The organism is Achromobacter sp. AONIH1 (assembly GCF_002902905.1).
In the GTDB taxonomy this organism is placed as follows: Bacteria; Pseudomonadota; Gammaproteobacteria; order Burkholderiales; family Burkholderiaceae_B; genus Achromobacter.
The window spans coordinates 2,118,365-2,144,290 of record NZ_CP026124.1 but is presented as its reverse complement, the minus strand read 5'-3'; the positions used below and the strand labels follow the sequence as shown (position 1 = coordinate 2,144,290).

At 67.5% G+C, this 25,926-nt stretch carries 24 protein-coding genes; 11 read left to right on the top strand and 13 right to left on the bottom strand.

What is annotated here, in order from left to right:
• Window positions 1-36: 36 nt before the first annotated feature.
• Entirely contained in the window at window positions 37-1,092 is a 1,056-nt protein-coding gene (locus C2U31_RS09725) for a cytochrome d ubiquinol oxidase subunit II (RefSeq protein WP_103272663.1), read from the bottom strand.
• Window positions 1,089-2,432, bottom strand: coding sequence for a cytochrome ubiquinol oxidase subunit I (locus C2U31_RS09720; protein WP_103272662.1), 1,344 nt, complete (start codon window positions 2,430-2,432; stop codon window positions 1,089-1,091). Before C2U31_RS09720 ends, C2U31_RS09725 begins: the two co-directional genes overlap by 4 nt.
• A 153-nt stretch (window positions 2,433-2,585) precedes the next feature.
• Here C2U31_RS09720 and C2U31_RS09715 point away from each other — a divergent pair, with 153 nt between their 5' ends.
• The 4 genes from C2U31_RS09715 (at window position 2,586) to minE (ending at window position 6,686) form a co-directional block, all read left to right on the top strand.
• On the top strand, window positions 2,586-4,382 hold the full coding sequence (locus tag C2U31_RS09715) for a glutamine--tRNA ligase/YqeY domain fusion protein (protein WP_103272661.1): 1,797 nt from the start codon (window positions 2,586-2,588) through the stop codon (window positions 4,380-4,382).
• Between the two features lie 228 nt (window positions 4,383-4,610).
• Window positions 4,611-5,477 (top strand): septum site-determining protein MinC, encoded by an 867-nt coding sequence (gene minC, locus C2U31_RS09710; RefSeq protein WP_103272660.1) that lies wholly within the window; start codon window positions 4,611-4,613, stop codon window positions 5,475-5,477.
• 117 nt (window positions 5,478-5,594) lie between these two features.
• Window positions 5,595-6,410 carry a septum site-determining protein MinD gene (gene minD / locus C2U31_RS09705; RefSeq protein WP_103272659.1) on the top strand — a complete coding sequence of 272 codons (816 nt, stop codon included), beginning with the start codon at window positions 5,595-5,597 and terminating at the stop codon, window positions 6,408-6,410.
• Window positions 6,411-6,413: 3 nt separating this feature from the next.
• Window positions 6,414-6,686 (top strand): cell division topological specificity factor MinE, encoded by a 273-nt coding sequence (gene minE / locus C2U31_RS09700; protein WP_103272658.1) that lies wholly within the window; start codon window positions 6,414-6,416, stop codon window positions 6,684-6,686.
• Between the two features lie 133 nt (window positions 6,687-6,819).
• Here the strand turns inward: minE and C2U31_RS09695 are convergent, their stop codons facing one another.
• The 5 genes from C2U31_RS09695 to C2U31_RS09675 form a co-directional block, all read right to left on the bottom strand.
• Complete coding sequence (locus tag C2U31_RS09695) at window positions 6,820-7,047, bottom strand: glycine zipper 2TM domain-containing protein (RefSeq protein ID WP_103272657.1); 228 nt, start codon at window positions 7,045-7,047, stop codon at window positions 6,820-6,822.
• A gap of 190 nt (window positions 7,048-7,237) precedes the next feature.
• The gene (locus C2U31_RS09690) at window positions 7,238-7,771 is read right to left on the bottom strand and encodes an isochorismatase family protein (protein WP_103272656.1); all 534 of its coding nucleotides are present in this window, start codon (window positions 7,769-7,771) and stop codon (window positions 7,238-7,240) included.
• Window positions 7,772-7,881: 110 nt separating this feature from the next.
• Window positions 7,882-8,091, bottom strand: a complete 210-nt coding sequence (locus C2U31_RS09685; protein WP_103276328.1) for a type II toxin-antitoxin system VapB family antitoxin — start codon at window positions 8,089-8,091, stop codon at window positions 7,882-7,884.
• 154 nt (window positions 8,092-8,245) lie between these two features.
• On the bottom strand, window positions 8,246-9,919 hold the full coding sequence (gene ettA, locus C2U31_RS09680; protein ID WP_103272655.1) for an energy-dependent translational throttle protein EttA: 1,674 nt from the start codon (window positions 9,917-9,919) through the stop codon (window positions 8,246-8,248).
• Window positions 9,920-10,028: 109 nt separating this feature from the next.
• Window positions 10,029-10,982, bottom strand: coding sequence for a DMT family transporter (locus tag C2U31_RS09675; RefSeq protein WP_103272654.1), 954 nt, complete (start codon window positions 10,980-10,982; stop codon window positions 10,029-10,031).
• A gap of 92 nt (window positions 10,983-11,074) precedes the next feature.
• Here C2U31_RS09675 and C2U31_RS09670 point away from each other — a divergent pair, with 92 nt between their 5' ends.
• Together C2U31_RS09670 and C2U31_RS09665 are read left to right on the top strand one after the other, a co-directional pair.
• Window positions 11,075-11,872, top strand: a complete 798-nt coding sequence (locus tag C2U31_RS09670) for a helix-turn-helix transcriptional regulator (protein WP_103272653.1) — start codon at window positions 11,075-11,077, stop codon at window positions 11,870-11,872.
• 179 nt (window positions 11,873-12,051) lie between these two features.
• Window positions 12,052-12,552, top strand: coding sequence for a hypothetical protein (locus tag C2U31_RS09665; protein ID WP_103272652.1), 501 nt, complete (start codon window positions 12,052-12,054; stop codon window positions 12,550-12,552).
• Between the two features lie 81 nt (window positions 12,553-12,633).
• Here C2U31_RS09665 and C2U31_RS09660 read toward each other — a convergent pair whose 3' ends face one another.
• The 6 genes from C2U31_RS09660 to C2U31_RS09635 form a co-directional block, all read right to left on the bottom strand.
• On the bottom strand, window positions 12,634-13,635 hold the full coding sequence (locus tag C2U31_RS09660; RefSeq protein ID WP_103272651.1) for an ABC transporter ATP-binding protein: 1,002 nt from the start codon (window positions 13,633-13,635) through the stop codon (window positions 12,634-12,636).
• On the bottom strand, window positions 13,632-14,606 hold the full coding sequence (locus C2U31_RS09655; protein WP_103272650.1) for an ABC transporter ATP-binding protein: 975 nt from the start codon (window positions 14,604-14,606) through the stop codon (window positions 13,632-13,634). Before C2U31_RS09655 ends, C2U31_RS09660 begins: the two co-directional genes overlap by 4 nt.
• A 9-nt stretch (window positions 14,607-14,615) precedes the next feature.
• Window positions 14,616-15,530 (bottom strand): ABC transporter permease, encoded by a 915-nt coding sequence (locus C2U31_RS09650; protein ID WP_103272649.1) that lies wholly within the window; start codon window positions 15,528-15,530, stop codon window positions 14,616-14,618.
• Window positions 15,530-16,519 carry an ABC transporter permease gene (locus C2U31_RS09645; RefSeq protein WP_103272648.1) on the bottom strand — a complete coding sequence of 330 codons (990 nt, stop codon included), beginning with the start codon at window positions 16,517-16,519 and terminating at the stop codon, window positions 15,530-15,532. The genes C2U31_RS09650 and C2U31_RS09645 overlap by 1 nt, the downstream gene beginning before the upstream one ends.
• Window positions 16,520-16,578: 59 nt before the next feature.
• Window positions 16,579-18,150, bottom strand: coding sequence for an ABC transporter substrate-binding protein (locus C2U31_RS09640; RefSeq protein WP_103272647.1), 1,572 nt, complete (start codon window positions 18,148-18,150; stop codon window positions 16,579-16,581).
• Window positions 18,151-18,372: 222 nt separating this feature from the next.
• The gene (locus C2U31_RS09635) at window positions 18,373-18,876 is read right to left on the bottom strand and encodes a MarR family winged helix-turn-helix transcriptional regulator (protein WP_103272646.1); all 504 of its coding nucleotides are present in this window, start codon (window positions 18,874-18,876) and stop codon (window positions 18,373-18,375) included.
• 394 nt (window positions 18,877-19,270) lie between these two features.
• Between C2U31_RS09635 and C2U31_RS09630 the strand changes: the two genes are divergently transcribed.
• The 5 genes from C2U31_RS09630 to C2U31_RS09610 are packed head-to-tail and all read left to right on the top strand — an operon-like array spanning window position 19,271 to window position 25,926.
• Window positions 19,271-21,496, top strand: coding sequence for an indolepyruvate ferredoxin oxidoreductase subunit alpha (locus C2U31_RS09630; RefSeq protein WP_103272645.1), 2,226 nt, complete (start codon window positions 19,271-19,273; stop codon window positions 21,494-21,496).
• A 9-nt stretch (window positions 21,497-21,505) separates the two neighbouring features.
• A complete protein-coding gene (locus C2U31_RS09625) occupies window positions 21,506-23,065 on the top strand; it encodes an indolepyruvate oxidoreductase subunit beta family protein (protein ID WP_103272644.1) in 1,560 nt (519 codons plus the stop codon).
• Window positions 23,066-23,099: 34 nt separating this feature from the next.
• The gene (locus C2U31_RS09620; protein WP_103272643.1) at window positions 23,100-24,077 is read left to right on the top strand and encodes a PDR/VanB family oxidoreductase; all 978 of its coding nucleotides are present in this window, start codon (window positions 23,100-23,102) and stop codon (window positions 24,075-24,077) included.
• Window positions 24,078-24,117: 40 nt separating this feature from the next.
• Complete coding sequence (locus tag C2U31_RS09615; protein WP_103272642.1) at window positions 24,118-25,434, top strand: aromatic ring-hydroxylating dioxygenase subunit alpha; 1,317 nt, start codon at window positions 24,118-24,120, stop codon at window positions 25,432-25,434.
• Complete coding sequence (locus C2U31_RS09610) at window positions 25,435-25,926, top strand: aromatic-ring-hydroxylating dioxygenase subunit beta (RefSeq protein WP_103272641.1); 492 nt, start codon at window positions 25,435-25,437, stop codon at window positions 25,924-25,926. It abuts the gene before it with no gap.

The following is a 25,926-nucleotide window of genomic DNA, read 5'->3' as shown; positions in this document are numbered from 1 at the left end:
GCGCCCGGGCGCCGCGCACAGGTTCCGCGCCCCGGGTCAGGGCGACGGCGGCGGCAGCAGCGGCACGGGCGGGCGCTCCTTGCCGAACACCGAGCGGTACGCCAGGATGTTGAACACCAGCACCACCGGAATCCCGATCACCGCGCCCGCCATGACCAGCCGCATCGAGCCCAGCGCGCCGGCGCCGTCCCACAGCGTCATGTCGTCCAGGATCAGGTAGGGGAACAGGCTGTAGGCCAGCCCGCACAGCATCAGCAGGAACAGCGCCACGCACAGCACGAAAGGCAGCCAGCTGAAACGGTCGGCCTGCCCCGGCAGTCGCGCCAGCAGCATTTCCGCCGCGACGAAGCCGCCCAGCATCAGCACCCAGACCGTGGCCGCGAGGCTCAGATGGGCGATGTTGCTCCACTTGTAGAAGATGCCCGCGTTGGCCAGGCCCAGCGTCACCGCGATCGCCACCATGCCCACGGCCGTCCAGCGGATGGCGTGGCGGGCCCAGTTCGCGGCCCGGCGCTGCAGGTCGCCATCGACCCGCATCACCAGCCATGACGCGCCCAGCAGCACATAGGCCGCCACCGCGCACAGACCCACGAACAACGCGAACCAGCCATAGCCGGCGTCGGATTGGTAGCCGGTGGCGATACGGCCCAGCAGCATGCCCTGGCCGAAGGCCGTCATCAGCGACCCCGCCCAGAAGGCGAAGATCCAGCGCGGCTTGTGCTCGTTGCGGGCGCGGATGCGGAACTCGAACGCCACGCTGCGCAGCACCACGCCCAGCACCATGAAGGTCAGCGGGCCATACAGCTTGCCCAGCACCGCGCCCCAGGCGAAGGGAAAGGCCGAGGCGAACAGGCCCATGCCCAGCAGCAGCCAGAACTCGTTGGCGTCGCGCCAGGGGCTGAGCAGGCTCATCATGCGGCCGCGCTCTTCGGCCGGCGCCAGTTGCAGCAGGATGCCCACGCCCAGGTCGAAGCCGTCCAGCACCACGCCGGCGGCGATCACCACGAACAGCAACGCCATGAAGGCCAGCGGCATCCAGAACGAGGGATCGTCGGGATTGAGCCCTTGCGAAGCGGCCAGCATCGCGATCATTGCGCACCTCCGCCCAGTTTGCGCACCGGCACCACGCCGTAGCGCGCCGCGTGGAACAGCATCCCGGCGAACGCGGCCAGCAACAGCGCGTACAGCAGGCCGTAGCCGATCAGGCCGTACAGCACCGCGCCGGACGAGGCCGTGCCCAGCACCTCCGTCTGCGTGATGGTGCCGTTCACCACGAAGGGCTGCAGACCGATGATCGACACCCACCAGCCCGCCACCACCGCGATGCCGCCCGAGAACATCATGCCGCACAGCATCCGCAGCCATCCGCGCGGCAGGCCGGACGGATCCAGCTCGCGCCGCCAGGTCCACATCAGCGTGACGCAGGACGCGACCAGCATCAGCAGTCCCAGCCCGACCGCCACGCGCAGGGACCAGAAGGTCAGCGCCACGGGCGGCAGCATGCCGGAATACTTGTCCAGCCCTTGATAGGAGCCATCGTCATTGCGATGCAGCCAGCGGCCGCCGGCATTGGAGATGGCCAGTTCGGCCTGATTCTGGTGCGACAGCGCGTCCGGCCAGGCGAACAGCACCAGGTTGGGCCTGGCGCCGCTTTCCCAGTAGCCCGCGGCGGCGGCGGCCTTGGCCGGCTGGTACTTGGCCATCACCTGCGCCGCGCCCACCACCGCCGGCCCTTGCAGCAAGGCGGCGGCCGCGGCGATGACCAGCGCGGCCTTGAAGGCGCAGCGCTCGCCGTCGCCCAGCGGCCGGCGCAGCGCCTGCAGCGCCGTCACGCCGATGATGAGAAACGCGGCCGCCAGGGCCGAGCCGAGCGCCACCTGCGCCATGCGCCAGCCGATCGACGGATTGAACACCACGGCAGCCCAGTCATAGACCTGATAGCGGCCATCCACCAGCAGCGCGCCGTCGGGCGTCTGCATCCACGATTGCAGGGCCAGCACCCAGAACACCGCCACCAGCTGGCCCACCGCCACCATCAGCACCGCCAGCGTATGGGCGCCGTCGGACACGCGGCGCTGGCCGAACAGCATGACGCCCAGGAAGCAGGACTTGAGAATGAAGACCGACAGGATGCCGTAGCCCAGCAAGGGGCCGGCCACATTGCCGATCTTGTCCATCAGGCCCGCCCACAGGCTGCCAAGCTGGATCAGCACCGGCACGCTGGCCGCCAGCGTCAGCACGAAGGACAGGGCGAAGATGCGAACCCAGAAGCGATAGGCGGCGGTCCAGCCGCCGTTGCCGCTCATGCGGGCGCGCAGCTTGAAGAACAGCAGGATCCAGGCCAGCGCCAGGGCGACGGACAGGAACAGCGCCAGGAAACTCAGACTGGTCACGAACTGCGCACGGGCCAGTGATAGAGTGGATATATCCATGATGCCAACAGGGTAGACAGGCCCATAAGTGTAGAGCCTGTCCCCGGAAGATGGGAGCCATTTGCAACCCGGCTTGACCAGCCCCCGGAGGCCCTCCTTGCGGATCATGGCAAAATTGACGCTTTGTCGCCGCTTTTTCCTATTCTTTCAAGAATGACTTCCGCCCCGACGCCGCCTTCCTCGCCGACTCCGGCCGCCGCCGCCCCCGCGGCCGCGTCCAATTTCCTGCTGAACATCGTCACGGACGATCTCCAGGCCAACCGCTACCAGGACAAGCGCTGGGCGGGCAAGCCCGGCCCGGCGGCGGTGCAGCAGCAGGGTCAGCCCGACCCGGCCCGGATCCGCACGCGCTTCCCGCCGGAGCCCAACGGCTACCTGCACATCGGCCACGCCAAGAGCATCTGCGTGAACTTCGGCCTGGCGCGCGACTTCGGCGGCGTCTGCCACCTGCGCTTCGACGACACCAATCCCGAGAAGGAAGACCAGGAGTACGTCGACGCCATCATCGAGGCCGTGCACTGGCTGGGCTTCGACTGGAAGGCCGACGGCAACGACAACCTGTATTTCGCCAGCGACTACTTCGGCTACATGTACGAGTTCGCCGAAGCGCTGATCGAGGCCGGCCACGCCTACGTGGACGCGCAGAGCGCCGACGAGATCCGCGCCAACCGCGGCACGCTGACCGAACCGGGCGTCAACTCGCCCTGGCGCGACCGCCCGGCCGCCGAATCGCTCGCGCTGCTGCGCGAGATGCGCGACGGCAAGCATCCTGACGGCAGCCTGGTGCTGCGCGCCAAGATCAACATGGCCTCGCCCAACATCAACCTGCGCGACCCGGTCATGTACCGCGTGCGCCACGCCCACCATCACCGCACCGGCGACAAGTGGTGCATCTACCCGATGTACAGCTGGGCGCATCCGGTCGAGGACGCGCTCGAAGGCATCACGCACAGCGTCTGCACGCTGGAATTCGAAGACCAGCGCCCGTTCTACGACTGGATCCTGGCGCGCCTGGCCGAACTGGGCAAGCTGGCGCAGCCGCTGCCGCGCCAGTACGAATTCGCCCGCCTGAACCTGAGCTACATCGTCACCAGCAAGCGCAAGCTGCTGCAACTGGTGCGCGAAGGCCACGTCGACGGCTGGGACGACCCCCGCATGCCGACCATCTTCGGCCTGCGCCGCCGCGGCTACACCGCGTCGTCGATCCGCCTGTTCTGCGACCGCACCGCCGTGTCCAAGTCCGACTCGCGCATCGACTACAGCCTGCTGGAGCAGGCCGTGCGCGACGACCTGGATCCGGTGGCCGCGCGCTCGGTGGCGGTGCTGGACCCGCTCAAGCTGGTCATCACCAACTACCCCGAAGGCCAGAGCGAAATCTGCACGGCGCCGCGCAATCCGCACGACCCCGAGGCCGGCCAGCGCGAATTCCCGCTGACGCGCGAGCTCTGGATCGAGCGCGACGACTTCCGCGAGGAAGCGCCGAAGAAGTACTTCCGCCTGTTCCCCGGCAACACCGTGCGCCTGAAGTACGGCTACGTGGTGCGCTGCACCGGCTTCACCAAGAACGAGGCCGGCGAGGTCGTGGAAGTCCAGGCCGAATACCTGCCGGACACCAAGAGCGGCACGCCGGGCGCCGACAGCGTCAAGGTCAAGGGCAACATCACCTGGGTCAGCGCCGCGCATGCCGTGCCCGCGCAGATCCATCTGTATGACCGCCTGTTCGCCGACCCGCGTCCGGACGGCGGCGACAAGGATTTCCTGACCTGCCTGAACCCGAACTCCAAACAGACCGTGACGGCCTGGCTGGAACCGGGCACCGTGGCGACGCCTGGCGCGACCTGGCAGTTCGAGCGCCTGGGCTACTTCACGGCGGACCTGAAGGAATCGACGGCGGAAAACCCCGTCCTGAACCGCGTCGTCACCCTGCGCGACTCTTGGGCGCAGGGCTGATTCCGGTTGCTTCGGCCAAAGGGCGCCTCCGGGCGCCCTTTTTGCATCTCCGAGGCCCGACCGGGCCGTCGAGGCAAGCGTCCGGGCCGGTGGCAAAAGGCGGAAAACACCCCGATTTCCCCTGAGCCAAACCGGAAGAAACCTCCCCCGGCGGGTTATCATGCCCGACATCCGCGCGCCGGCGGAACGGGCCCTTTTTCCCGTGCCCGGCCGCCATCCCACACCAAGATGAACACTGAATCCCTAGCCCTGGACTTCAAGAGCGCCACCCTGTATGCGATCCGGGTGGTCCTGCACAGCGCCGATCCCGAGCGCCTGAGCGCCGCGCTGGCCAAGCGCATGGCCGACGCCGGCAGCTTCTTCGAGAACGAACCCGTGGTGGTCGATGCCAGCCGCGTCGAGGAAACCATCGACTGGCCGGCGCTGATCGCCGCGCTGCGCGGGCACAACCTGCCGCCCATCGGCGTGGTGGCCGAAGGCGCCAACCTGGAAGCGGCCCGCAAGGCGGGCCTGACGCCCGTGGAACTGTCCACGCCGGCCCCGCGTCCCGCCCAGGCGGTGGACATGGCCCCGGCCAATGACGTCTCCACGCCGGTTCCCTCGATCCAGGCCGCCGCCGTGACGACCGCGCCCGCGCCCAGCGACATCGCCGAACCCGCGTCCTCCGGCAAGGCCGCGCCCTCGCCCAACCCCATGCCGGAACGCGAGGCCGCCAGCGCCACCTCGGCGCCTGCCCCGACCGCCTTCGCGCCGCACTCCTCGTCGGCGCTGGTCATCACCAAGCCGCTGCGCTCGGGCCAGCGCGTCTATGCGCGCCACACCGACCTGGTGGTCATCGGCATGGTCAGCCAGGGCGCCGAGGTCATCGCCGACGGCAACGTGCATGTGTACGGCCCGCTGCGCGGCAAGGCCATGGCGGGCGCGCGCGGCGATGCCACGGCCCGCATCTTCACCACGCACCTGGACGCCGAGCTGCTGGCCGTTGCCGGCGTGTATCGCGTGGTCGAGGACAAGCTCGACCGCTCGCTGCACAACCAACCGGCGCTGGTCCGACTGGACGGCGACACGCTGCGCATCGAGGCCCTGAAGGCCTGACGCAACACCCGATTCGCGCAAGGGCGCAAATCAACTACACACATTCTGTAAGAAGCCTTACAAGGGCTTTTTGCTTTACGATAACGCGATTTATTCGAACATAAGGGTTTGATCGTCATGACACGCATCGTTGTGGTGACTTCCGGCAAAGGCGGCGTGGGCAAGACCACGACCAGCGCCAGTTTTTCCGCGGGACTCGCGATGCGGGGCCACAAGACCGCTGTCATCGACTTCGACGTCGGCCTGCGCAACCTGGACCTCATCATGGGCTGCGAACGGCGCGTGGTGTACGACTTCGTCAACGTGATCCAGGGCGAAGCCACGCTGAACCAGGCCCTGATCAAGGACAAGCAGCTCGAGAACCTCTTCATCCTGCCCGCGTCGCAGACCCGCGACAAGGACGCGCTGACCCAGGAAGGCGTGGAAAAGGTCATCAACGACCTGAAGGAAATGGGCTTCGAGTACATCGTCTGCGATTCGCCGGCCGGCATCGAGACCGGCGCGCTGATGGCCGCCTACTTCGCCGATGACGCCATCGTCGTGACCAACCCCGAAGTCTCCTCGGTGCGCGACTCCGACCGTATCCTGGGCATCCTGGCCGCCAAGTCCAAGCGCGCCGTGGAAGGCAACGAGCCGGTCAAGGAATTCCTGCTGCTCACGCGCTACAACCCCAAGCGCGTAGTCGACGGCGAGATGCTGTCGCTGACCGACATCGAGGACATCCTGCGCATCAAGCTGATCGGCGTGATCCCCGAATCCGAAGCCGTGCTGCAGGCGTCCAACCAGGGCCTGCCGGCCATCCACCTGAAAGACACCGACGTGTCCGAAGCCTACAAGGACGTCGTCGCCCGCTACCTGGGCGAAGACAAGGCCCTGCGCTTCACCGACTACGAAAAGCCCGGTTTCCTGAAACGCCTGTTCGGAGGCAAGTAAGCAATGTCCTTCCTGTCGTTTCTGCTCGGTCAAAAGAAAACGTCCGCCTCCGTCGCCAAGGAGCGGCTGCAGATCATCCTGGCCCACGAGCGGGGCCGTGGCGATTCGCCCGACTACCTGCCGCAGCTGCAGCAGGAACTCATCGCCGTGATCTCCAAGTACGTCAAGATCAACCCCGAGGACATCAAGGTGCACCTGGAACGCCAGGACACGCTGGAAGTCCTGGAGGTGAAGATCGAGATGCCGCAAGGCGAGACCTCGAGCCCCAACGCCTGACGCCCGCCGGCGGGATCGCAAGTTCCCGCCCGCGCGCAACGGAGCACGGCCGCCACGCGGCGGCCGGCCAAAGCAAAACGCCCGGCATCGCGCCGGGCGTTTTTTCATGGGTGGCCGGAATGCAGCCGCCGCGTCAGCGCCGCTTGCCGACCTGGTCGCCGATCACGCCGCCGATGGCCGCGCCGCCGACCGTGCCGAGGATGCCGCCGTTGGTGATCACCGCGCCGGCCACGCCGCCCAACGCGGCGCCGCCCACGGTGCTTTTCTGGCGATGGCTCATGCTGTCCCACGACGAGCAGCCCGCCATGGTGACAGCCAGCGCGGTCGCCGCGCAGATCTTGGTGATGGATGCGATTTTCATGATGGGACTCCTGTTCTTGTTCCCGGAAAAGCGCTGGATCCTGCTGGTTGCGAGCGCGCGCTTCCCTCTTGGGTTGGAGCCTTCAGGATCGCAAAATATTCGCCTGCGCGCTGTGAAGTTTGCCCAGGAATTGTGTCAAACAGCGAGATAATCTTTGCGTTCCCTGGGGACAATGTTGCAGCCGGGGCCGCTATTTGACCAGACGTAACACGTCGCGAAAGCGCGGGTGCTCGCAGGTTTCCATCCACTCGAAGATCGCCATTTCGGTGGTGACGATATCCGCGCCATGCGCCCGCGCGCGGCGCAGCGCCGCATGATGGTCGGACGGCTTGCGCGAACCCGCCGCATCGGACACCAGCACGGCGCGATAGCCCATCTCGGTCAGCCCGATCACGGTCTGCAGCACGCAGATGTGCGCCTCGCAGCCCGTCACCAGCACGGTCTTGCGCGCGGCCGGCAGCCAGCCCTCGAAGCCCGGCTCGCGCGCCGACGAGAAGTGCATTTTCTGGAAGGTCGATTGCACCAGTTCGGCCAGCGGCGCCACGGTCACGCCCAGCATCTTGCTGTGATGCTCGGTGGCGACCACCGGCACCTCCAGCAGCCGCGCGGCCTGGGCCAGCTTGACGTTGGCCGCCAGGACCGCATCGCCGTCGTGGATCACGGGCATCAGGCGGCCCTGCATGTCGACGATGAGCAGCGTGGAATCGGAGGCTGGCAGCAGCATGGGGGATCTCCAGGAAAGCGGGCGCGGCAGCGAGCGCCGCACGGTTGACTCAATGATATCGCGGCGCCCGGCGATGGCCGAGTGAATGGCTACAGGTGAAAACTGAAAGATCACTCGGGATCATCGCGGATTGCCCCTGGCCGTCTCGGGATGGCATTCAGGGTGGGCGAACTTTCTCCCAAGCCGGCGAGGCGTTTGGCGGCCTCTCTCTGCACGAGTTGCCTCAACGCGCTTTGCACAAGCGCTGACGTAGCCTGGATTCCCGTGTATGAACGCACCAATTCAAGCAACTCGTCGTCCAGCGTCACGGTGGCGCGCATGTCGATCTCCTGCATGGCGAGTGAATAGGGATGCACCTCAAACGAGGCGGGCCTTCATTCCACCATCCAAAAAAAACCCGGCACGAACGGGCCGGGATTTTCGGACTGCCTAACAGGACGCCTTAATTCAAGGACACCCTGCTTCAAGAACGCCTTACTTCAGCGCCTTGTACCGCAGGCGCTTGGGCTTGGCGCCCTCGTCGCCCAGGCGGCGCTTCTTGTCGGCTTCGTATTCCTGGTAGTTGCCGTCGAAGAACACGACTTGCGAGTCGCCTTCGAACGCCAGGATGTGCGTGGCGATGCGGTCCAGGAACCAGCGATCGTGGCTGATGACCATGACGCTGCCAGGGAACTCCAGCAGCGCGTCTTCCAGGGCGCGCAGCGTTTCGACGTCCAGGTCGTTGGACGGCTCGTCCAGCAGCAGCACGTTGCCGCCGGCGATCAGCGTCTTGGCCATGTGCAGGCGGCCGCGTTCGCCGCCGGACAGCTGGCCCACGACCTTGTTCTGGTCGCCGCCCTTGAAGTTGAAGCGGCCCAGGTAGGCGCGCGAGGACATCTCGAACTTGCCCACCGTCAGCAGGTCGGCGCCGTCGGCCACGGCGTCGAACACGGTCTTCTTGTCTTCCAGCGCGTCGCGCGACTGGTCGACGTAGGCCAGCTTGACGGTCTGGCCGATCTTGACCTCGCCCGAATCCGGCTGCTCGCGGCCCGCGATCATGCGGAACAGCGTCGATTTACCGGCGCCGTTGGCGCCGATGATGCCGACGATGGCGCCCGGCGGGATCTTGAAGCTGAGGTTGTCGATCAGCAGGCGGTCGCCATAGGCCTTGCTGACGTTGTTGAATTCGATGACCTCGTTGCCCAGGCGCTCGCCCACCGGAATGAAGATTTCCTGGGTTTCGTTGCGCTTCTGGTATTCGTAGGACGACAGTTCCTCGAAGCGGGCCAGGCGCGCCTTGGCCTTGGCCTGGCGGCCCTTCGGGTTCTGGCGCACCCACTCCAGTTCCTTCTTGATGGTCTTCTGGCGGGCCGACTCGGAGGCCTCTTCCTGCTTGAGGCGGTCTTCCTTCTGCTCCAGCCAGGAGCTGTAGTTGCCCTTCCACGGAATACCGTAGCCGCGATCCAGTTCCAGGATCCATTCGGCGGCATTGTCCAGGAAGTAGCGATCGTGGGTCACGCCGACGACAGTGCCGGGGAACTTGTGCAGGAACTGCTCCAGCCACTCCACGCTTTCGGCGTCCAGGTGGTTGGTGGGCTCGTCCAGCAGCAGCATGTCGGGCTTGGACAGCAGCAGGCGGCACAGCGCCACGCGGCGCTTCTCGCCGCCGGACAGCTTGCCGACGATGGCGTCCCAGGGCGGCAGGCGCAGCGCGTCGGCGGCGATTTCCATCTGGTGCTCGATGTCGTCGGCGCCGCTGGAGGCGGCGGCGGCGATGATGGCTTCAAGCTCGGCCTGCTCGGCGGCCAGCGCGTCGAAATCGGCGTCCGGCTCGGCGTAGGCCGCATAGACCTCGTCCAGGCGCTTCTTGGCCGTGACCACCGCGCCCAGGCCTTCCTCGACGGCCTGGCGCACCGTGTGCTCGGGGTTGAGCTGCGGCTCCTGCGGCAGGTAGCCGATGTTCAGGCCCGGCATGGGGATGGCTTCGCCTTCGATCTCGCGGTCCACGCCCGCCATGATCTTCAGCAGCGTCGACTTGCCCGAGCCGTTCAGGCCCAGCACGCCGATCTTGGCGCCAGGAAAAAACGAAAGGGAGATGTCGCGCAGGATCTGCCGCTTCGGCGGCACGATCTTGCCGACGCGGTTCATGGTGTAGACGTATTGGGCCATGGGCTCGTATCGGATATGAGACTGGGAAACCGTCGATTGTAGGCCGGAACCCTTGCGGGCGCGCGACAGCGGCCGCGCGCCCTTGAGTGCCTCCCCGAGCGCGCCCGTCTCAGGACGATTTGCACAGGGACGGATCCTGCTCCGCCGCCTTGCGCCGCGCCTTCGCGGGCCGCCCCACGCGCATCTGCGCCAGCATCACGCCAGCCAGCGCCATGGCGCCGCCGACCAGGTGGAACAGATGCGGCTTTTCGCCCAGGAAGGTGGCGGCGATCGCCACGGTGACCACCGGCATCACGTTCAGGAAGATGCTGGCGCGGTTCGGCCCCAGGTGACGCACGCCCTGGATCCACAGGAACGGCGCGAACAGCGACGGGAATACGCCGGCGTAGAGCACCAGCGGCAGGTTGTCGGCATTGAGCGGCGACGGCGGCGCCAGCAGGAAGGTCGGCAGCAGGAACAGCGTGCCGAAGGCGATCTGCGCGTACAGCGATTGCCACGGCCCCAGCGGCAGCGCCCACAGGCGCAGCAGCACGCCATACAGCGCATAGGCCAGCGCGGCCACGCCCATCAGCAGGTCGCCCGGATTGGCGCCCACCTGCAGCAGCCGGGCCGGATCGCCCTCGCCGATCAGCAGCGACAGGCCGGCCAGCGACACCAGGCCGCCCAGCAGCGCCATCAGCGTGGGCCGCTCGCGCAGCACCAGCGCGCTGACCACGATGGTGAGCAGCGGGATCATGGCGGTGATGATGCCCATGTTGGTGGCGGTGGTGGTCGACGCGGCCACATAGGCCAGCCCCTGGTACAGCGCCATCGCCAGGCCGCCCAGCACGGCCAGCTTGGGCCAATGGCGCAGGATCTGGGCGCGCTGCGCCCAGGCGCCCGGCAGGGCGAAGGGCGTGAGCAGCGCGCCGGCCAGCGCCCAGCGATAGAAGCCGATGGCGGCGGGCGCGATGAGGCCGGCGGACATCTTGGTGACGATCATGTTGACCGACCAGATCAGGGCCGCCAACAGCGGGAAGAACAGGTAACGGGCGGGAGGATGGGAAACGGAAGCTTGCTGCATGATGCGCTCTTGCGGGAACGAGCGCTCAGTGTAGGACTTGTCTGACTCCAGGCATATAATGAATTTCAGACAAAGCACGCTCGAATCCGGACATGGACCCCGCTTCCTCCGCCCAACTGGCCAGCCACCTGCCCTACCCGCTGGCCTGCCGCATCCTGCATTTCACGCCGCATTCCAGCATGGCGCGCCACCGCTCCGATTGGGGCGAATTGAACTTCGCCATCTCCGGCATCATGGAGATCGGCATCGAAGGCGTGCTGTACCTGTCGCCGCCGCAGTACGCCATCTGGATACCGCCGGGCGTGTCCCACTGCTGCCAGAACGAGGGCGAAGTCCACTACGCCTGCATCGACATCCCGGCGGCGGCCTGCGCCGGCCTGCCGGCCGCTCCCTGCACGCTGGAGATCAGCCCCGTCATGCGCGCCGTGCTGGCCGATTTCGAGCGGCGCGGCATCACCTATCCGGATACGCCGGAAGACCGGCGCATGGCGCAGGTGGTGATCGACCAGACGCGCCAGGCGCGCGCCTACGCCAGCTATCTGCCGTCCACCACCGAGCTGCCGCTGGCCCCGATCCTGGCGGCGCTGCAGCGCGAGCCCGGCGACAAGCGCGGCGCGGCGCACTGGGCCGCCACCGCCGGCATCACCGAGCGCACGCTGCTGCGCCACTGCCAGCAGCATCTGGGCATGTCGTTCAACGACTGGCGCCAGCGGCTGCGCGTGGTCAGCGCGCTGGGCATGCTGGACGCGGGATTGCCGGTGCAGGATGTCGCGCGCCGGCTCGGCTACAGCACGCCCTCGGCGTTCATCGCCATGTTCCAACGACTGACCGGGGAATCGCCCGACAGCGCGCGGCGGCGCAGCGGCGACGCGCCGCGGGCATCGGCGTAGGACATTGCGGGCGATCCGCCGCCCCCGGCTGGCGGCGCGCGCCCTGCGAACCGCGTCATCCACGCGTCCGATGCAAGGCACGGCCGAACGCGCGACAATAGCGCCTGACCCGAATCCCCAAGCTACTCAATCTCATGCAGCGCCGCGCCATCAGAGCGCGGGCGCGCCCAGGAATCCTCATGTCCGCCTCCGCCACGCCTCCCGCCTCCTTGACCCGTTTCAGCTCGGCCGAGCTGGACATGCTGGCCAAGACGGCCGACGCCCTCAGCGCCTTCCTGGGCAAGCCCGTGCTGGCTGAAGTCGTGTTGGGCGAGGAAGGCACCGAATGGGTGACTTTCGGCGTGCCGCTGGACGAGAAGGCCGAAGCCGACGAATCCCAGGTCCATGTGCAGCTGGGCGGCCCCGGCGCGCGCCTGCTGGGCAATCGCGGCGGCCTGCCGCCGGCCGACGACGACACCTACGACTGCCTGTACCTGTGGGCCATCCAGATCACGCTCGGCGAGGGCGAGCGCTTCGTCAAGCTCGACCATGATGGCGAAGAGTCCGCCTGGTCGGACAGCCTGGAAGACGTGCTGCCCTTCGCGCTGAGCGAGGATCCGGACCTGGCGCAGGACGACGAGGATGAGGAGGACGAAGACGATGAAGACGACGACGCGGCCGATGGCGAACATCGGCACTGAGCCACGCGGCCACGAGGCGCCGCCTGCCCGCGCTTGAAATCGTGGCGTCCGCCGCCACGGACGGACGCCACGGACCACGCCTCAGGCCGTGATCCGCCCCTCCTGCACCGCATGACAAGCCACCACCGCCGGCCCGGCCGCGAGTGCCTGCGGCGCCTCGGTCTTGCAGCGCTCGTTGGCGTGCGGGCAACGCGGATGGAAGGTGCAGCCCGACGGCGGGTTCAGCGGATTGGGCACCTCGCCCGCCACCGCCGTGCGCGGCTTGCCGGCGCCGTTGATGTCGGGAATCGCCTCCAGCAGCATGCGCGTGTACGGATGACGCGGCCGCGCGAACAGCTCGTCGCGCGGCGCGACCTCCACCATGCGGCCCAGGTACATCACGCCGACGCGGTCGGCCACGTGATGCACCACCGCCAGGTTGTGCGAAATGAACAGATAGGTCAGGCCCAGCTCGCGCTGCAGATCCTTCATCAGGTTCAGCACCTGCGCCTGCACCGACACGTCCAGCGCCGAGGTCGGCTCGTCGCAGACCAGGAACTCCGGATTGACCGCCAGCGCGCGCGCGATCGAGATGCGCTGGCGCTGGCCGCCCGAGAACTGGTGCGGATAGCGGCCCTGGTCGGCCGGATCCAGCCCCACCTGCTTGAGCAGCTGGCCCACGCGCGCCGTGCGCTCGGCCGGCGTCATGGTGGTGTGGGTCAGCATGGGCTCGGCGATGATGCGGCCCACGCGCCAGCGCGGATTCAGGCTGGCATACGGGTCCTGGAAGATCATCTGCAGGCGCTTGCGCATGGCCCGGCCGCCGGATTCGGCCATGCCGGCCAGGGGCTGGCCGTCGAAGCGGATATCGCCGCGCGTCAGGCCGTACAGCCCGACCAGCATGCGCGCCACGGTGGACTTGCCGCAGCCCGACTCGCCCACCAGCGCCAGCGTCTCGCCGCGCGCGATGTCGAAGGACACGCCGTCGACGGCGCGCAGCATGACCTTGGGCTTGCCGGACAACTTGCGCTCCAGCCACGGCGGCGACACGTCGAACCAGCGGGCCGCGTCCCGGACTTCTACCAACGGGTGAGTGCCGCTCATGCCGCCACCTTTTCTTCATGCAACCAACAGGCGGCGCGGGAAGTGCCGGCCGCCATCAATTCAGGACGATCCTGCGTGCAGCGCGGCAGCTTCTGGCCGCAACGCGGATTGAACGCACAGCCCGTCGGGATGGCGTTCAAGCGCGGCATGCTGCCGTCGATCTGCACCAGCCGCTGGGCGTGGCTATCCAGCGCCGGGATCGAGCCCATCAGGCCGGCCGTGTAAGGGTGACGCGGCTTGTGGATCACGTCGGCCACCGGGCCGATCTCGGCCACGCGGCCCGCGTACATCACGGCGACGCGGTCGGCGGTCTCGGCGATCACGCCCATGTCGTGGGTGATCAGCATGACGGCCGTGCCCTGCTCGCGGCACAGGCGCTTGAGCAGTTCGATGATCTGCGCCTGGATCGACACGTCCAGCGCGGTGGTGGGCTCGTCGGCCACCACCAGGCGCGGTTCGGCGGCCAGGGCCAGCGCGATCACCACGCGCTGGCGCATGCCGCCGGAGAACTGGTGCGGATAGTGGTCGATGCGCTCGCGCGCCGCCGGGATGCCGGTGGCCGCCAGCAGCTCAACCGCGCGCGTGCGCGCCTGCGACCAGCTCAGGTCCAGGTGCGTGACGATGGTCTCGGCCAGCTGCCGACCCACGGTGTACAGCGGATTCAGCGAGGTCAGCGGATCCTGGAACACGGCGCCGATCTCGCGGCCGCGCACGCGGCGCATCTGCTCGTCGGGCAGGTTGTCGATGCGGCGACCGCCCAGCAGGATCTCGCCGGCGGCCACGCGCCCGGGCGGCTCCAGCAGGCCGATGATGGCCGCGCCGGTCAGCGACTTGCCGGCGCCGGATTCGCCGACCACGCCCAGGACCTCGCCCGCCTCGATCGAGAAGGACACGTCGTCCAGCGCGCGCAGCGTGCCGCGGCGCGTGGGGAACTCCACGCGCAGGTTGCGGACTTCAAGTAATGCGCTCATGGAAAAACCTCAATTCAGTCGCGGGTTGAGCGCGTCGCGCAGCCAGTCACCCAGGAGGTTGACCGACAGCACCAACAGCACCAGCGCCAGTCCGGGGAAGATGACGATCCACCATTCGCCGGAGAACAGGAAATCGTTGCCGATGCGGATCAACGTGCCCAGCGACGGCGACGTCGGCGGCACGCCCACGCCCAGGAACGACAGCGTCGCCTCGGTGATGATGGCGGTGGCCAGGTGCACCGTGGCCAGCACCAGCACCGGTCCCAGCACATTGGGCAGCACGTGGCGGAACATGATGACGGGCGAGGCCACGCCGATCACGCGCGCGGCCTGCACGTATTCGCGGTTCTTCTCCACCAGGGTGGAGCCGCGCACCGTGCGGGCGTACTGCGGCCAGCCGGCAAGCGCGATCGCGCCGACCAGCACCGGGAAGGCGATCACCTCGTGCAGCTCGCGCGGCACTGCGGCGCGCGCCACGCCGTCGATCAGCAGCGCGATCAGGATGGCCGGGAACGACAGCTGCACGTCGGCCACGCGCATGATGAAGGCGTCGATGCGCCCGCCCGCGTAGCCCGAGACCAGGCCCAGCACGATGCCGATGACCATGGACAGCGCCACCGCGGCCAGGCCGATCAGCAGGGACACCCGCGTGCCGTACAGAATGGCCGAGTACAGGTCGCGGCCCTGGCTGTCGGTGCCCAGCAGGTAGGTCGGCTGGCCATTGGCCTGCCATGCCGGCGGCAGCAGCGCGTCCAGCAGTTCCACCTTGGTCAGGTCGAAGGGATTGTGCGGCGCCACCCAGCCGGCGCCAAAGGAACCGATCAGCAGCAGCGCCAGCAGGATGGTGGCGGCGATGGCGACCGGGGCGCGGCGCCAGGCCCAGGCCAGGTCGCTGTCCCACCAGCGTTTGAGTACGGCGCGCATCAGTGAGCCCCCCCGGCGCGGGTCATCCCGGCGCGCAGGCGCGGGTCCACGACGAAATACAGAAGATCGACGATCAGGTTGATCACCACGAAGACCAGCGCGATCAGGCACAGATAGGCGGCCATGACCGGCACGTCGGCGAATTGCACGGCCTGGATGAACAGCAGGCCCATGCCCGGCCACTGGAACACGGTTTCCGTGACGATGGCGAAGGCGATGATGCCGCCCAGCTGCAGGCCGGTGATGGTGATGACGGGCACCATCGTGTTCTTGAGCGCGTGGCCGAAGTGGATGGCGCGGCGCTTGAGCCCGCGCGCACGGGCGAACTTGATGTAGTCCGAGCGCAGCACTTCCAGCATTTCCGAGCGCACCAGGCGCAGCACCAGCGTCATCTGGAACAGCGACAGCGTGATCGACGGCAGGATCAGGTGCTTCCAGCCATCGGCCGTGAACAGGCCCGACGACCACCAGCCCAGGCTGACGGTCTCGCCGCGTCCGTAGCTGGGCAGCCAGCCCAGCTGCACCGAGAACACCAGGATCAGCAGGATGCCGATGAGGAAAGTAGGCAGCGACACGCCCAGCAGCGAGCCGGCCAGCAGCAGCTGCGACAGCATGCTGTTGCGCTTGAGCGCGGTATACACGCCCAGCGGCACGCCGACCACCAGCGCCAGCACCGCCGCGACCAGCGACAGTTCCAGCGTGGCCGGCAGGCGCGACTTCAGCAGCGAGGAAACGGGTTCGCTCTGGCGCAGGGAGATGCCGAAATTGCCCTGCGCGGCGTTGGCGACGAAGTGGCCGAACTGGACGACGGCGGGCTCGTTCAGGCCCAGGCGCTCACGCAGCTCGACGCGTTCGGCGTCGGTGGCGTCCTGGCCCAGCATGATGGTGACGGGATCGCCGACGTATTGAAATAGCACGAATGCCAGCAGCGCGACGGTGAGCATCACCGCCACAGCCTGCAGCAGGCGGCGGAGTATGAAAGCGAACATAGGCGGAAAAAGGCAGGCAGGCGGCGCGCCTCAGCGCGCCGCCTGCGGGTTGGCCTGAATCAGTCGACCTTGACCCAATCGGCGACCAGACGGTTGTCGGCGCGATGGATGACGGTGACGTTCTTGCGCATGGCCCAGGGAATGACCTGGTCATGCAGGGGGATGTGACCGAAGTCCTTGGCGTGGCCTTCCAGCACCTTGATGATGTCGGCGTCGCGCTTGGCGGCGTCGGTCTGGGTCTTGATGCTGTCGATGACGGCGTCAAGCTCCTTGTTGCTGTAGTTGCCCAGGTTGTACATGCCGTCCGCGCCCTCGCCCTTGGTGCGGATCAGGTTCTGCAGCGTGTACATGGCGTCGAAGGTCGGCACGCCCCAGCCGAACAGATAGGCGCTGGTGTCGAACGACTGCACCTTGGGGAAGTAGGTCGAGCGCGGCATCGCGTTCAGCGTGGCCTTCACGCCGACCTTGGCCCACATGCCCACCACCGCCTGACAGATCGCCTCGTCGTTGATGTAGCGATTGTTCGGGCAGTCCAGCGTGAAGTTCAGCGTGCCGTCATAGCCGGCTTCCTTCAGCAGGGCGCGCGACTTCTCGGGATCGTAGGGCACGCGCTTGTGGACCGATTCGGCCCAGCCGTGCACCTGCGGCGCGATCATGGTGCCGGTGGGCGCCGACAGGCCGCGCATCACGGCGCGCTTGATGGCGTCCACGTCGATGGCGCGGTACAGCGCCTCGCGCACGCGGATGTCCTGGAACGGGTTCTTGCCCTTGATGTTCGAGTACTGCAGCTCGGGACGCTTCTGGTCCAGGCCCAGGTAGATGGTGCGGTATTCGTTGCCCTCGACCACCTTGGCCGACTGGCGCAGGCGGTCCAGGTCCTGGGCGGCCGGGTCCAGCACGAAGTCGATCTCGCCGGACAGCAGGGCCGCGGTGCGGGTGGCGTTCTGCTTGATCGGGGTGAACACCACCTCGGTCACGTTGCCGACCTTGCCGGCCTTGTTCCACCAGTCCTTGTTCTCTTCGAACACGGTGCGCACGTCGACTTCGCGCGTCTTCAGCTTGTAGGGGCCGGTGCCGTTGGTGTTGCGGGCGCCGTAGGTCTCTTCCTTGTTGACGTAATCCTGCGGCTTGGCGATGTTGTGCTTTTCCGCCCAGGCCTTGTTCATGATGAACACGTTGGTCAGCTGGCGCAGCAGCACCGGGTTCGGCGCCGACGTTTCGACCTCGAGGGTCAGGTCGTCGATCTTGCGCGCTTCCTTGATGCCGGTCGTGTAGGCCTTGTAGTTCGAGGTCGGCGCCATGGCGCGGTGGATCGAGAACACCGCGTCGTCGGCGGTGAAGGCCGCGCCGTCGTGGAACTTGACGCCGGGGCGCAGCTTGAAACGGTACAGCGTGGGCGAGACCTGCTCCCACTCCGTGGCCAGGCGCGGCACCACCTTGAAGGACTTGTCGTAGTCCACCAGCGGTTCGTACACATAGCTGTTGGCGGCGATGGTCATGCCTTCGTTCTGCGAGTGCGGGTCGAAGGTGAGGATGTCGCCCTGGGCGGCCCAGCGGAAAGTCTTGGCCTGTCCGATCGAGGGCACGGCCACGGCGGCGGCGATCGCGATAGCAATCAAAGTGCGGCGCATAGGTTCAACTCCTGACTGTAGTCTGAAAATACCGGCGCGATATTGCCTAGCGCCGGAACCCGCGTCAATTCAGGGTTTATGCGTACCGGAGACGGTTTTCAGAGAGAGGAACAAAACAGGGACGCATATGCTCGTAACAAAATAATTGAAGCGAACAGCGTTCGATCAAACACGCGACGCGCGACATTCCCGGAAAGCGGAACTCGGCCGGCATCCGGACGCTCAATCCTCGTCCGTTTCGGCCGTCGCCATCTCCAGCGGCACGTGCTCGGTCATCAACACTTCCAGCATCTCTATCAGCAACGTCGCCCGTTCTTCGCCGAACGGCGCCAGCACGGCCTTCTGATGCTGCAAGGCCTGTTCGCACAGGCCCGCGATCAGATTGCGGCCCTTGGTGGTGATGCACACGCGCGTCTGGCGCCGGTCGGCGCGCACGCCGGTGCGCTCGACCAGGCCATCAGCCTCCATCCGTTGCACCACCTTGCTCAGCGTGGGCTGCTTGGTGATGGCCAGCACGGCCAGCGTGCCGATGGTCTCGCCGGCGCTGCCTTCCAGGCTGGCCAGCACCCGCCATTCCGTGACCGACAGGCCGGCCGCGCGCACCTGCAGATGAAACTCGGCGGAAATGCGCTGGCTGGCCTGCGCCAGCAGATAGGCCAGATAACCGTCGACGAAACGCCCGCCGCCGGCGCCGGCCTGAATGCTCTTCTGCTTCTGCCACGCCATGTCTGTACGCTCCCGCGCCCGGTTGTTCGAGATTGTCATGCCCGTCCCGCATGCTTGCCGCGGACCATCGGCACGCGCATTGCACCACGGCGATGCGCGGCCGCGCCATGATGTGCCGCAATGCTGTTGCGCAGCACAGGGTATACCCGGAATCGCAACCCGTTTTTGCACAGTATTAGGGCGGATTGGCGGGTCAACACCTAAAGGATAGCCAGTATATACACCCTTGTTTTAGCGTGATATTTTTTTGATTCCATGAAATTTCATCTTTTTTGTTGACAGCTAAAAAGTTGACTTCTAAAGTATTTTTTAGAGCATGGATCCGCGACCATTCGATGTTGCGGAGCAGCAAGGCGCAAGGACCCGCGCAGCGGTCCGCGACTAGGGGTTCGAGATGGCTGAAAGGTCCTTCAAAAAAGAAGTCCAGCAATTGCGCATCGGCGCGGGCGAAGAGTTCCGCGGCGAAGGCATCCTCGCGGTCACCAAGGCCCTGCTGCAGTCCGGCGTGGGCTATGTGGCCGGCTACCAGGGTTCGCCCATCTCGCACCTGATGGACGTGCTGGCCGACGCCAACGAGATCCTGCAGGAACTCGGCGTGCACTTCGAGGCCAGCGCCTCGGAAGCCACCGCCGCCGCCACGCTGGCGGCCTCGGTCATGTATCCGATCCGTGGCGCCGTCACCTGGAAATCCACGGTCGGCACCAACGTCGCCTCGGACGCGCTGGCCAACCTGGCATCCGGCGGCGTCACCGGCGGCGCGCTGGTGATCGTGGGCGAGGACTACGGCGAAGGCTCGTCCATCATGCAGGAACGCTCGCACGCGTTCGCCATGAAATCGCAGATCTGGCTGCTGGACCCGCGCCCCAATCTCGAAAGCATGGTCAAGGCGGTGGAAGACGGCTTTTCGCTGTCCGAGGCCAGCAAGACGCCGGTGATGCTGCAATTGCGCATTCGCGGCTGCCATGTGCATGGCCGCTTCATCGCCAAGGAAAACAAGCGTCCCGCCTTCAGCCTGGCGCAGGCGCTGGAAAGCCCGGCGCGCGACACCAGCCGCATCGTGCTGCCGCCCGCGTCCTTCCTGCACGAGCAGGAAAAGATCAAGGACCGCTGGCCCGCCGCCATCCGCTATATCAAGGAACACAAGCTCAACGAGCATTTCGACGGCGACCAGTCCGACATCGGCCTGATCCTGCAGGGCGGCCTGTACAACGGCGTCATCCGCGCGTTGCAGCTGCTGGGCCTGGCCGACCACTTCGGCAACAGCCGCATCCCGCTGTACGTCATGAACGTGACCTACCCCGTCATCGAGGACGAGGTCATCGACTTCTGCCGCGACAAGCGCGCCGTGCTGCTGCTCGAGGAAGGCCAGCCCGACTACATCGAGCAGAACCTGCACGCGGTGCTGCGCAAGGCCGGCATCGCCACGCAGCTCTCGGGCAAGGACGTGCTGCCCATGGCCGGCGAGTACACCACCCAGGTCATGCGCGAGGGCCTGCGCGAATTCCTGCGCCGCAACCGACCCGAATCGCTGCAGACGCATCCGGCCGTGGCCGCCGACGCAGCCGCCGTCAGCGCCGCCCAGCCCGAGATCGTCGAGATCGCGCGCGCGCGGCCCGCCAGGCCCGTCGAGCAGCCCATCACCTTCCACAAGCATGTCGAGGGGCTGGCGGCGGTGGTGCCGCCGCGCCCGGCCGGCTTCTGTACCGGCTGCCCCGAGCGCCCGATCTTCTCGGCGCTGACGCTGGCGCAGGAAACGCTGGGCCAGCACCATATTTCCTGCGACATCGGCTGCCACCTGTTCTCGATCCTGCCGCCCTTCAACCTGGGCGCCACCACCATGGGCTACGGCCTGGGCGCGTCCAGCGCGGCGGCCTTCAACGTGCCGGCGGCCAAGCGCCCGATCTCCATCATGGGCGACGGCGGCTTCTGGCACAACGGCCTGTCCTCGGGCATCGGCAACGCCGTGTTCAACAAGTACGACGGCGTCATCGTCATCGTCGACAACTACTACGCGTCGGCAACCGGCGGCCAGGACATCCTGTCCTCGCGCGCCGAGAACCCCGACCGCTCCACCAACAACCCCATCGACCGCGCCGTGCGCGGCGTGGGCGTGCAATGGGTGCGCACGCTGGATCGCACCTACGACGTGGCCAAGGTGCGCGCCACCATCGAGGAAGCGCTCACCACCGACGTCAAGGGCCCCAAGGTCATCATCGCGCAGTCCGAGTGCATGCTGAACAAGCAGCGCCGCATCAAGCCGCTGTTCAACAAGGCGGTCAAGGAAGGCAAGCGCGCGGTCAAGGAACGCTTCGGCGTCGACCCCGACGTCTGCACCGGCGACCACGCCTGTATCCGGCTGTCCGGCTGCCCCTCGCTGACCGTCAAGGACAGTGGCGATCCGCTAAAGGAAGACCCGGTCGCGCATGTGGAAAGCAGCTGCGTGGGCTGCGGCAACTGCGGTGAAGTGGCCCATGCCGCCGTGCTGTGCCCCTCGTTCTATCGCGCCGACATCGTCCACAACCCCACCGGCGGCGACAGGTTCTTGGCCCGCGTGCGCGGGGCGGTGATCGGTTTCCTGCAGCGCCGCCGCGCGGCGCGCCTGGCGCAACTCGCACTCTGAGGCTCGGACATGGACAGCAGCATCAACACTTCCGCCGCCCCGCGCGCCGCCTCGCCGATCAAGATCGCCGTCCTGGCCATGGGCGGCCAGGGCGGCGGCGTGCTCGCCGACTGGATCGTCGACATGGCCGAGCACGCCGGCTGGTGGGCGCAGACCACCTCGGTGCCGGGCGTGGCCCAGCGCACCGGCGCCACCATCTATTACCTGGAACTGCTGCCCGAGGCCGACGTCGAACGCGCCGGCCGCGCGCCCGCGCTGGCGCTGATGCCCACGCCGGGCGACGTGGACCTGGTGGTGGCGGCCGAACTGATGGAAGGCGGCCGCGCCATCCAGCGCGGCCTGGTCACGCCCGACCGCAGCGTGCTGATCACGTCCTCGCACCGCAGCTACGCGGTCAGCGAGAAATCCGCGCCCGGCAACGGCATCGCCGATCCGAACAAGGTGCTGGAGGCCGGCCGCGCCGCCGCCAAGCGCTTCATGTGCTTCGACCTGCAGGACCTGGCCGACCGCGCCGGCAGCGTCATCAGCGCCAGCCTGTTCGGCGCGGTCGCCGGCAGCGGCGCCTTGCCCTTCTCGCGCGATGATTTCGAGGCCACCGTGCGCCGCGCCGGCCTGGGCGTGGACGCCAGCCTGCGCGCCTTCGCGCTGGGCTTCGACGCCGCCGCCCAGGCGCCCGAGCAGCCCGCGCCCATCGACCTGTCGCGTCCCGTGCCGGCCGCGCCGGAACAGGCCGCCAGCGCGCGCACCCAGCCGCTGCTGGACATGATCCGGCGCGACTTTCCCGCCTGTGCCCAGCCCATGCTGACGGCCGGCGTGCGCCGTCAGCTCGAGTTCCAGGACCTGGCCTATGCCCGCGAATACCTGGAGCGCATGAAGGCGCTGCGCGACCTGGACGCGCGCCACGGCGGCGAGGCGCGGCAATGGGAACTGACCTGCGCCGCCGCTCGCTACCTGGCGACCGCCATGGCCTACGACGACGTGATCCGCGTGGCCGACCTGAAGACCCGCGCCACGCGCTTCGAGCGCGTGCGCCAGGAAGTCGGCGCGCGCCCGGACCAGCTGGTCTACACCACCGAATTCATGCACCCGCGCCTGGAGGAAATCTGCGGCACCCTGCCCGCCGGGCTGGGCCGCTGGCTGGAAAACTCCAAGGCCTTCGGCGGCTTCGTCGAGCGCCGCCTGGGCAAGGGCCGCCGCATGCGCAGCGGCACGCTGAGCGGCTTCCTGATGCTGTACGCGCTGGCCGGCATGCGACGCTTCCGCCGCGCCACGCTGCGCCACCAGATCGAGAAGGCCGGCCTGGAGCAATGGCTGGATCTGGTCGCGCGGCTCGCGCCGCAGGACTATGCGCTGGCCGTGGAAACGGTCAACTGCCGTCGCCTGGTGAAGGGCTACAGCGACACCCACGTGCGCGGCGGCGGCAAATACCGCCAGCTGCTCGCGGCCGCCGAGAAACTGGCCGGCCGCCCCGACGCGGCCGCCAGCCTGCGCGCGCTGCGCGAAACGGCCCTGGCCAACGAGAAATGCGGCCCCATGGAACGCCAGCTGGCCGACCAGCTGGCGGCCTGAGACTCCCCGACGAATCACGCAAGAGGCAAGCGCCGTGCAAACCCTGAAACTCATCGTCCGCGAAGTCCGGCAGGAATCGCCGCTGATCCGTTCCTTCCGCCTGGCGCGCGAGGACGGCGGCGCGCTGCCCGCCTTCGGTCCGGGCGCGCACCTGAAGATCTCCGTCCCCGGCCTGCGCGAGCCGCGCAGCTATTCGCTGGTGCAGCTGACGCCGGACGCCGGCTGTTTCGCCGCGCCCGGCGAATACCGCCTGGGCGTGCGCCTGGAGGAAGACAGCCAGGGCGGCTCGCGCCACATGCACGCGCTGGTCGAGGGCGACACGCTGGCCGCCGAGGGCCCGCGCAACGACTTTCCGCTGCACGAAGCGCCGGCCGGCGACGATCCGGTGCTGCTGATCGCCGGCGGCATCGGCATCACGCCGGTGGCCTCGATGGCCGCCGCGCTGCGGGCCGCCGGCCGCGCCTTCCACCTGCATTACTGCGGCCGCAGCAAGGACCAGCTGGCCTTCGTGCCCGAGCTGCAGGCGCTGGCCGGCGACAGCCTGTCGCTGCACGGCGACGACGATCCCGCCAGCCGCTTCGACCTGCAGGCGCTGCTGGACGCCGCCTCGCCGCGCCAGCACCTGTACGTCTGCGGCCCCAAGGGGCTGATCGACGCCGTCATCGCCGGCGCCAAGGCCCGCCACTGGCCCGACGCCCACGTGCATTTCGAGCTGTTCGCCACGGCCGCGCCGCAGGCGGGCGACCAGCCCTTCGAGGTCGAGCTGCGCCAGTCCGGCCGCGTGCTGACCATTCCCGCCGACAAGACCATCGTCGACGTCATGGAAGAGGAAGGCTGCGATCCCATGTACGACTGCAAGCGCGGCGAGTGCGGCGTCTGCCAGGCCACCGTGCTGGAAGGCGAGCCCGACCACCGCGACTACTACCTCTCGGACACCGAGAAGGCCAGCGGCAAGGTCATCCAGATCTGCATCTCGCGCGCCAAGTCCGCGCGCCTGGTGCTGGATCTCTAGGAACACCCAGCCGCCGCCCCAACCAAGGAAGCGAACCGACATGGCCAAATACCGCGACAACCCCGACGCCATCCGCGCCCTGCTGCGCGAGACCGAGGTGCACCGTGACCTGTTCATCGACCAGGAGCTGTTCGAACTGGAGATGGAACGGCTGTATGCCAACACCTGGGTCTATGTCGGCCACGACAGCCAGGTGCCCAATCCCGGCGACTACATCACCACCACCGTCGGCAATCAGCCCGTGGTCATGGTGCGCCACGGCGATCGCTCGGTGCGGGTGCTGCACAACCGCTGCCCGCACAAGGGCACCATGGTGGCCGGCGAGGCCTGCGGCAATACCGGCAAGTTCTTCCGCTGCCCCTATCACGCCTGGACCTTCAAGACCGACGGCAGCCTGCTGTCCATCCCGCTGAAGAAAGGCTACGAGAACACCGGCCTGGAGCAGTGCGAGGCCAGCCAGGGCATGGCCGCCGTCAAAGACGTGCGCAACCACCGAGGCTTCGTGTTCTGCCGCCTGAATCCCGAGGGTCAGTCCTTCGAGGACTTCTTCGGCGAATCGCTGACCACGCTGGACAACATGGCCGACCGCTCGCCCGAGGGCCGGCTGGAGGTCGCCGGCGGCGTGATGCGCTACATGCACCGCTGCAACTGGAAGATGCTGGTCGACAACCAGACGGACACCTGTCACCCCATGGTCGCGCACGAGTCCTCGGCCGGCACCGCCGTCAAGGTCTGGGAGCAGGCGCCCGCCGGCACGCCCAAGCCCATGGCGGTGGAGTTGTTCGCGCCCTTCATCTCGCCCTATGAGTTCTTCGAGAACATGGGCATCCGCGTATGGGAAAACGGCCACGGCCACACCGGCGTGGCCGACTCGATCCACGCCGCCTACTCCGGCGTGCCCGGCTACTGGGAAGCCATGACGGCGGCCTATGGCGAGGAACGCGCCAAGCAGATCCTGGGCGATGTGCGCCACAACACCGTCTATTTCCCCAACATCATGGTGAAGGGCCCGATCCAGACGCTGCGCGTCTTCAAGCCCATCGCCGCCGACCGCACGCTGGTCGAGTCCTGGACCTTCCGCCTGGTCGGCGCGCCCGACCTGCTGCTGGAACGCACGCTGATGTACAACCGGCTCATCAACGCGCCCACCTCCGTGGTCGGACACGATGACCTGGAAATGTACGAGCGCGCCCAGGACGGGCTGCAATCGCGCGCCCGCGAATGGGTCAACGTCGGTCGCCTCTACTCGCCCGACGAACTGGGCCGGAAAAACGTCGTCACCAACGGCACCAACGAATGGCAGATGCGCAACCAGTACCGCGCATGGGGCCGCTACATGACCGGACAGGAGGCTTGAATGGCCGTCAGCGACCGCGAACTGATCGATTTCGTCTACGCCGAGGCGCGCATGCTCGATGAGCTGCGCTTCGAGGACTGGCTGGACCTGTACACCGAGGACGGCCATTACTGGATGCCGCTGGCCCACGGCCAGACCGACGCCAAGCTGCACGCCTCGCTGATGTACGAGGACAAGCTGCTGCTGCGCGTGCGCGTCGAGCGGCTGGCCGGCCAGCGCACCTTCTCGCAGCAACCCAAGAGCCGCTGCCACCATCTGCTGCAGGCGCCAACTGTCGAGCACGGCCATCCCGAATCCGCGCCGGCCGAAGGCCGCCACGTGGTGCGCACCGCCTTCCACTACGTCGAGACGCGCCAGGACGCGCAGACCCTGTATGCCGGCTGGACCACGCATCACCTGGTCGAACAGGACGGCGCGCTGCGCATCCGCCTGAAACGCGTCGACCTGGTGAACTGCGACGCCGCCTTCGGCAACATCCAATTGTTCATGTAG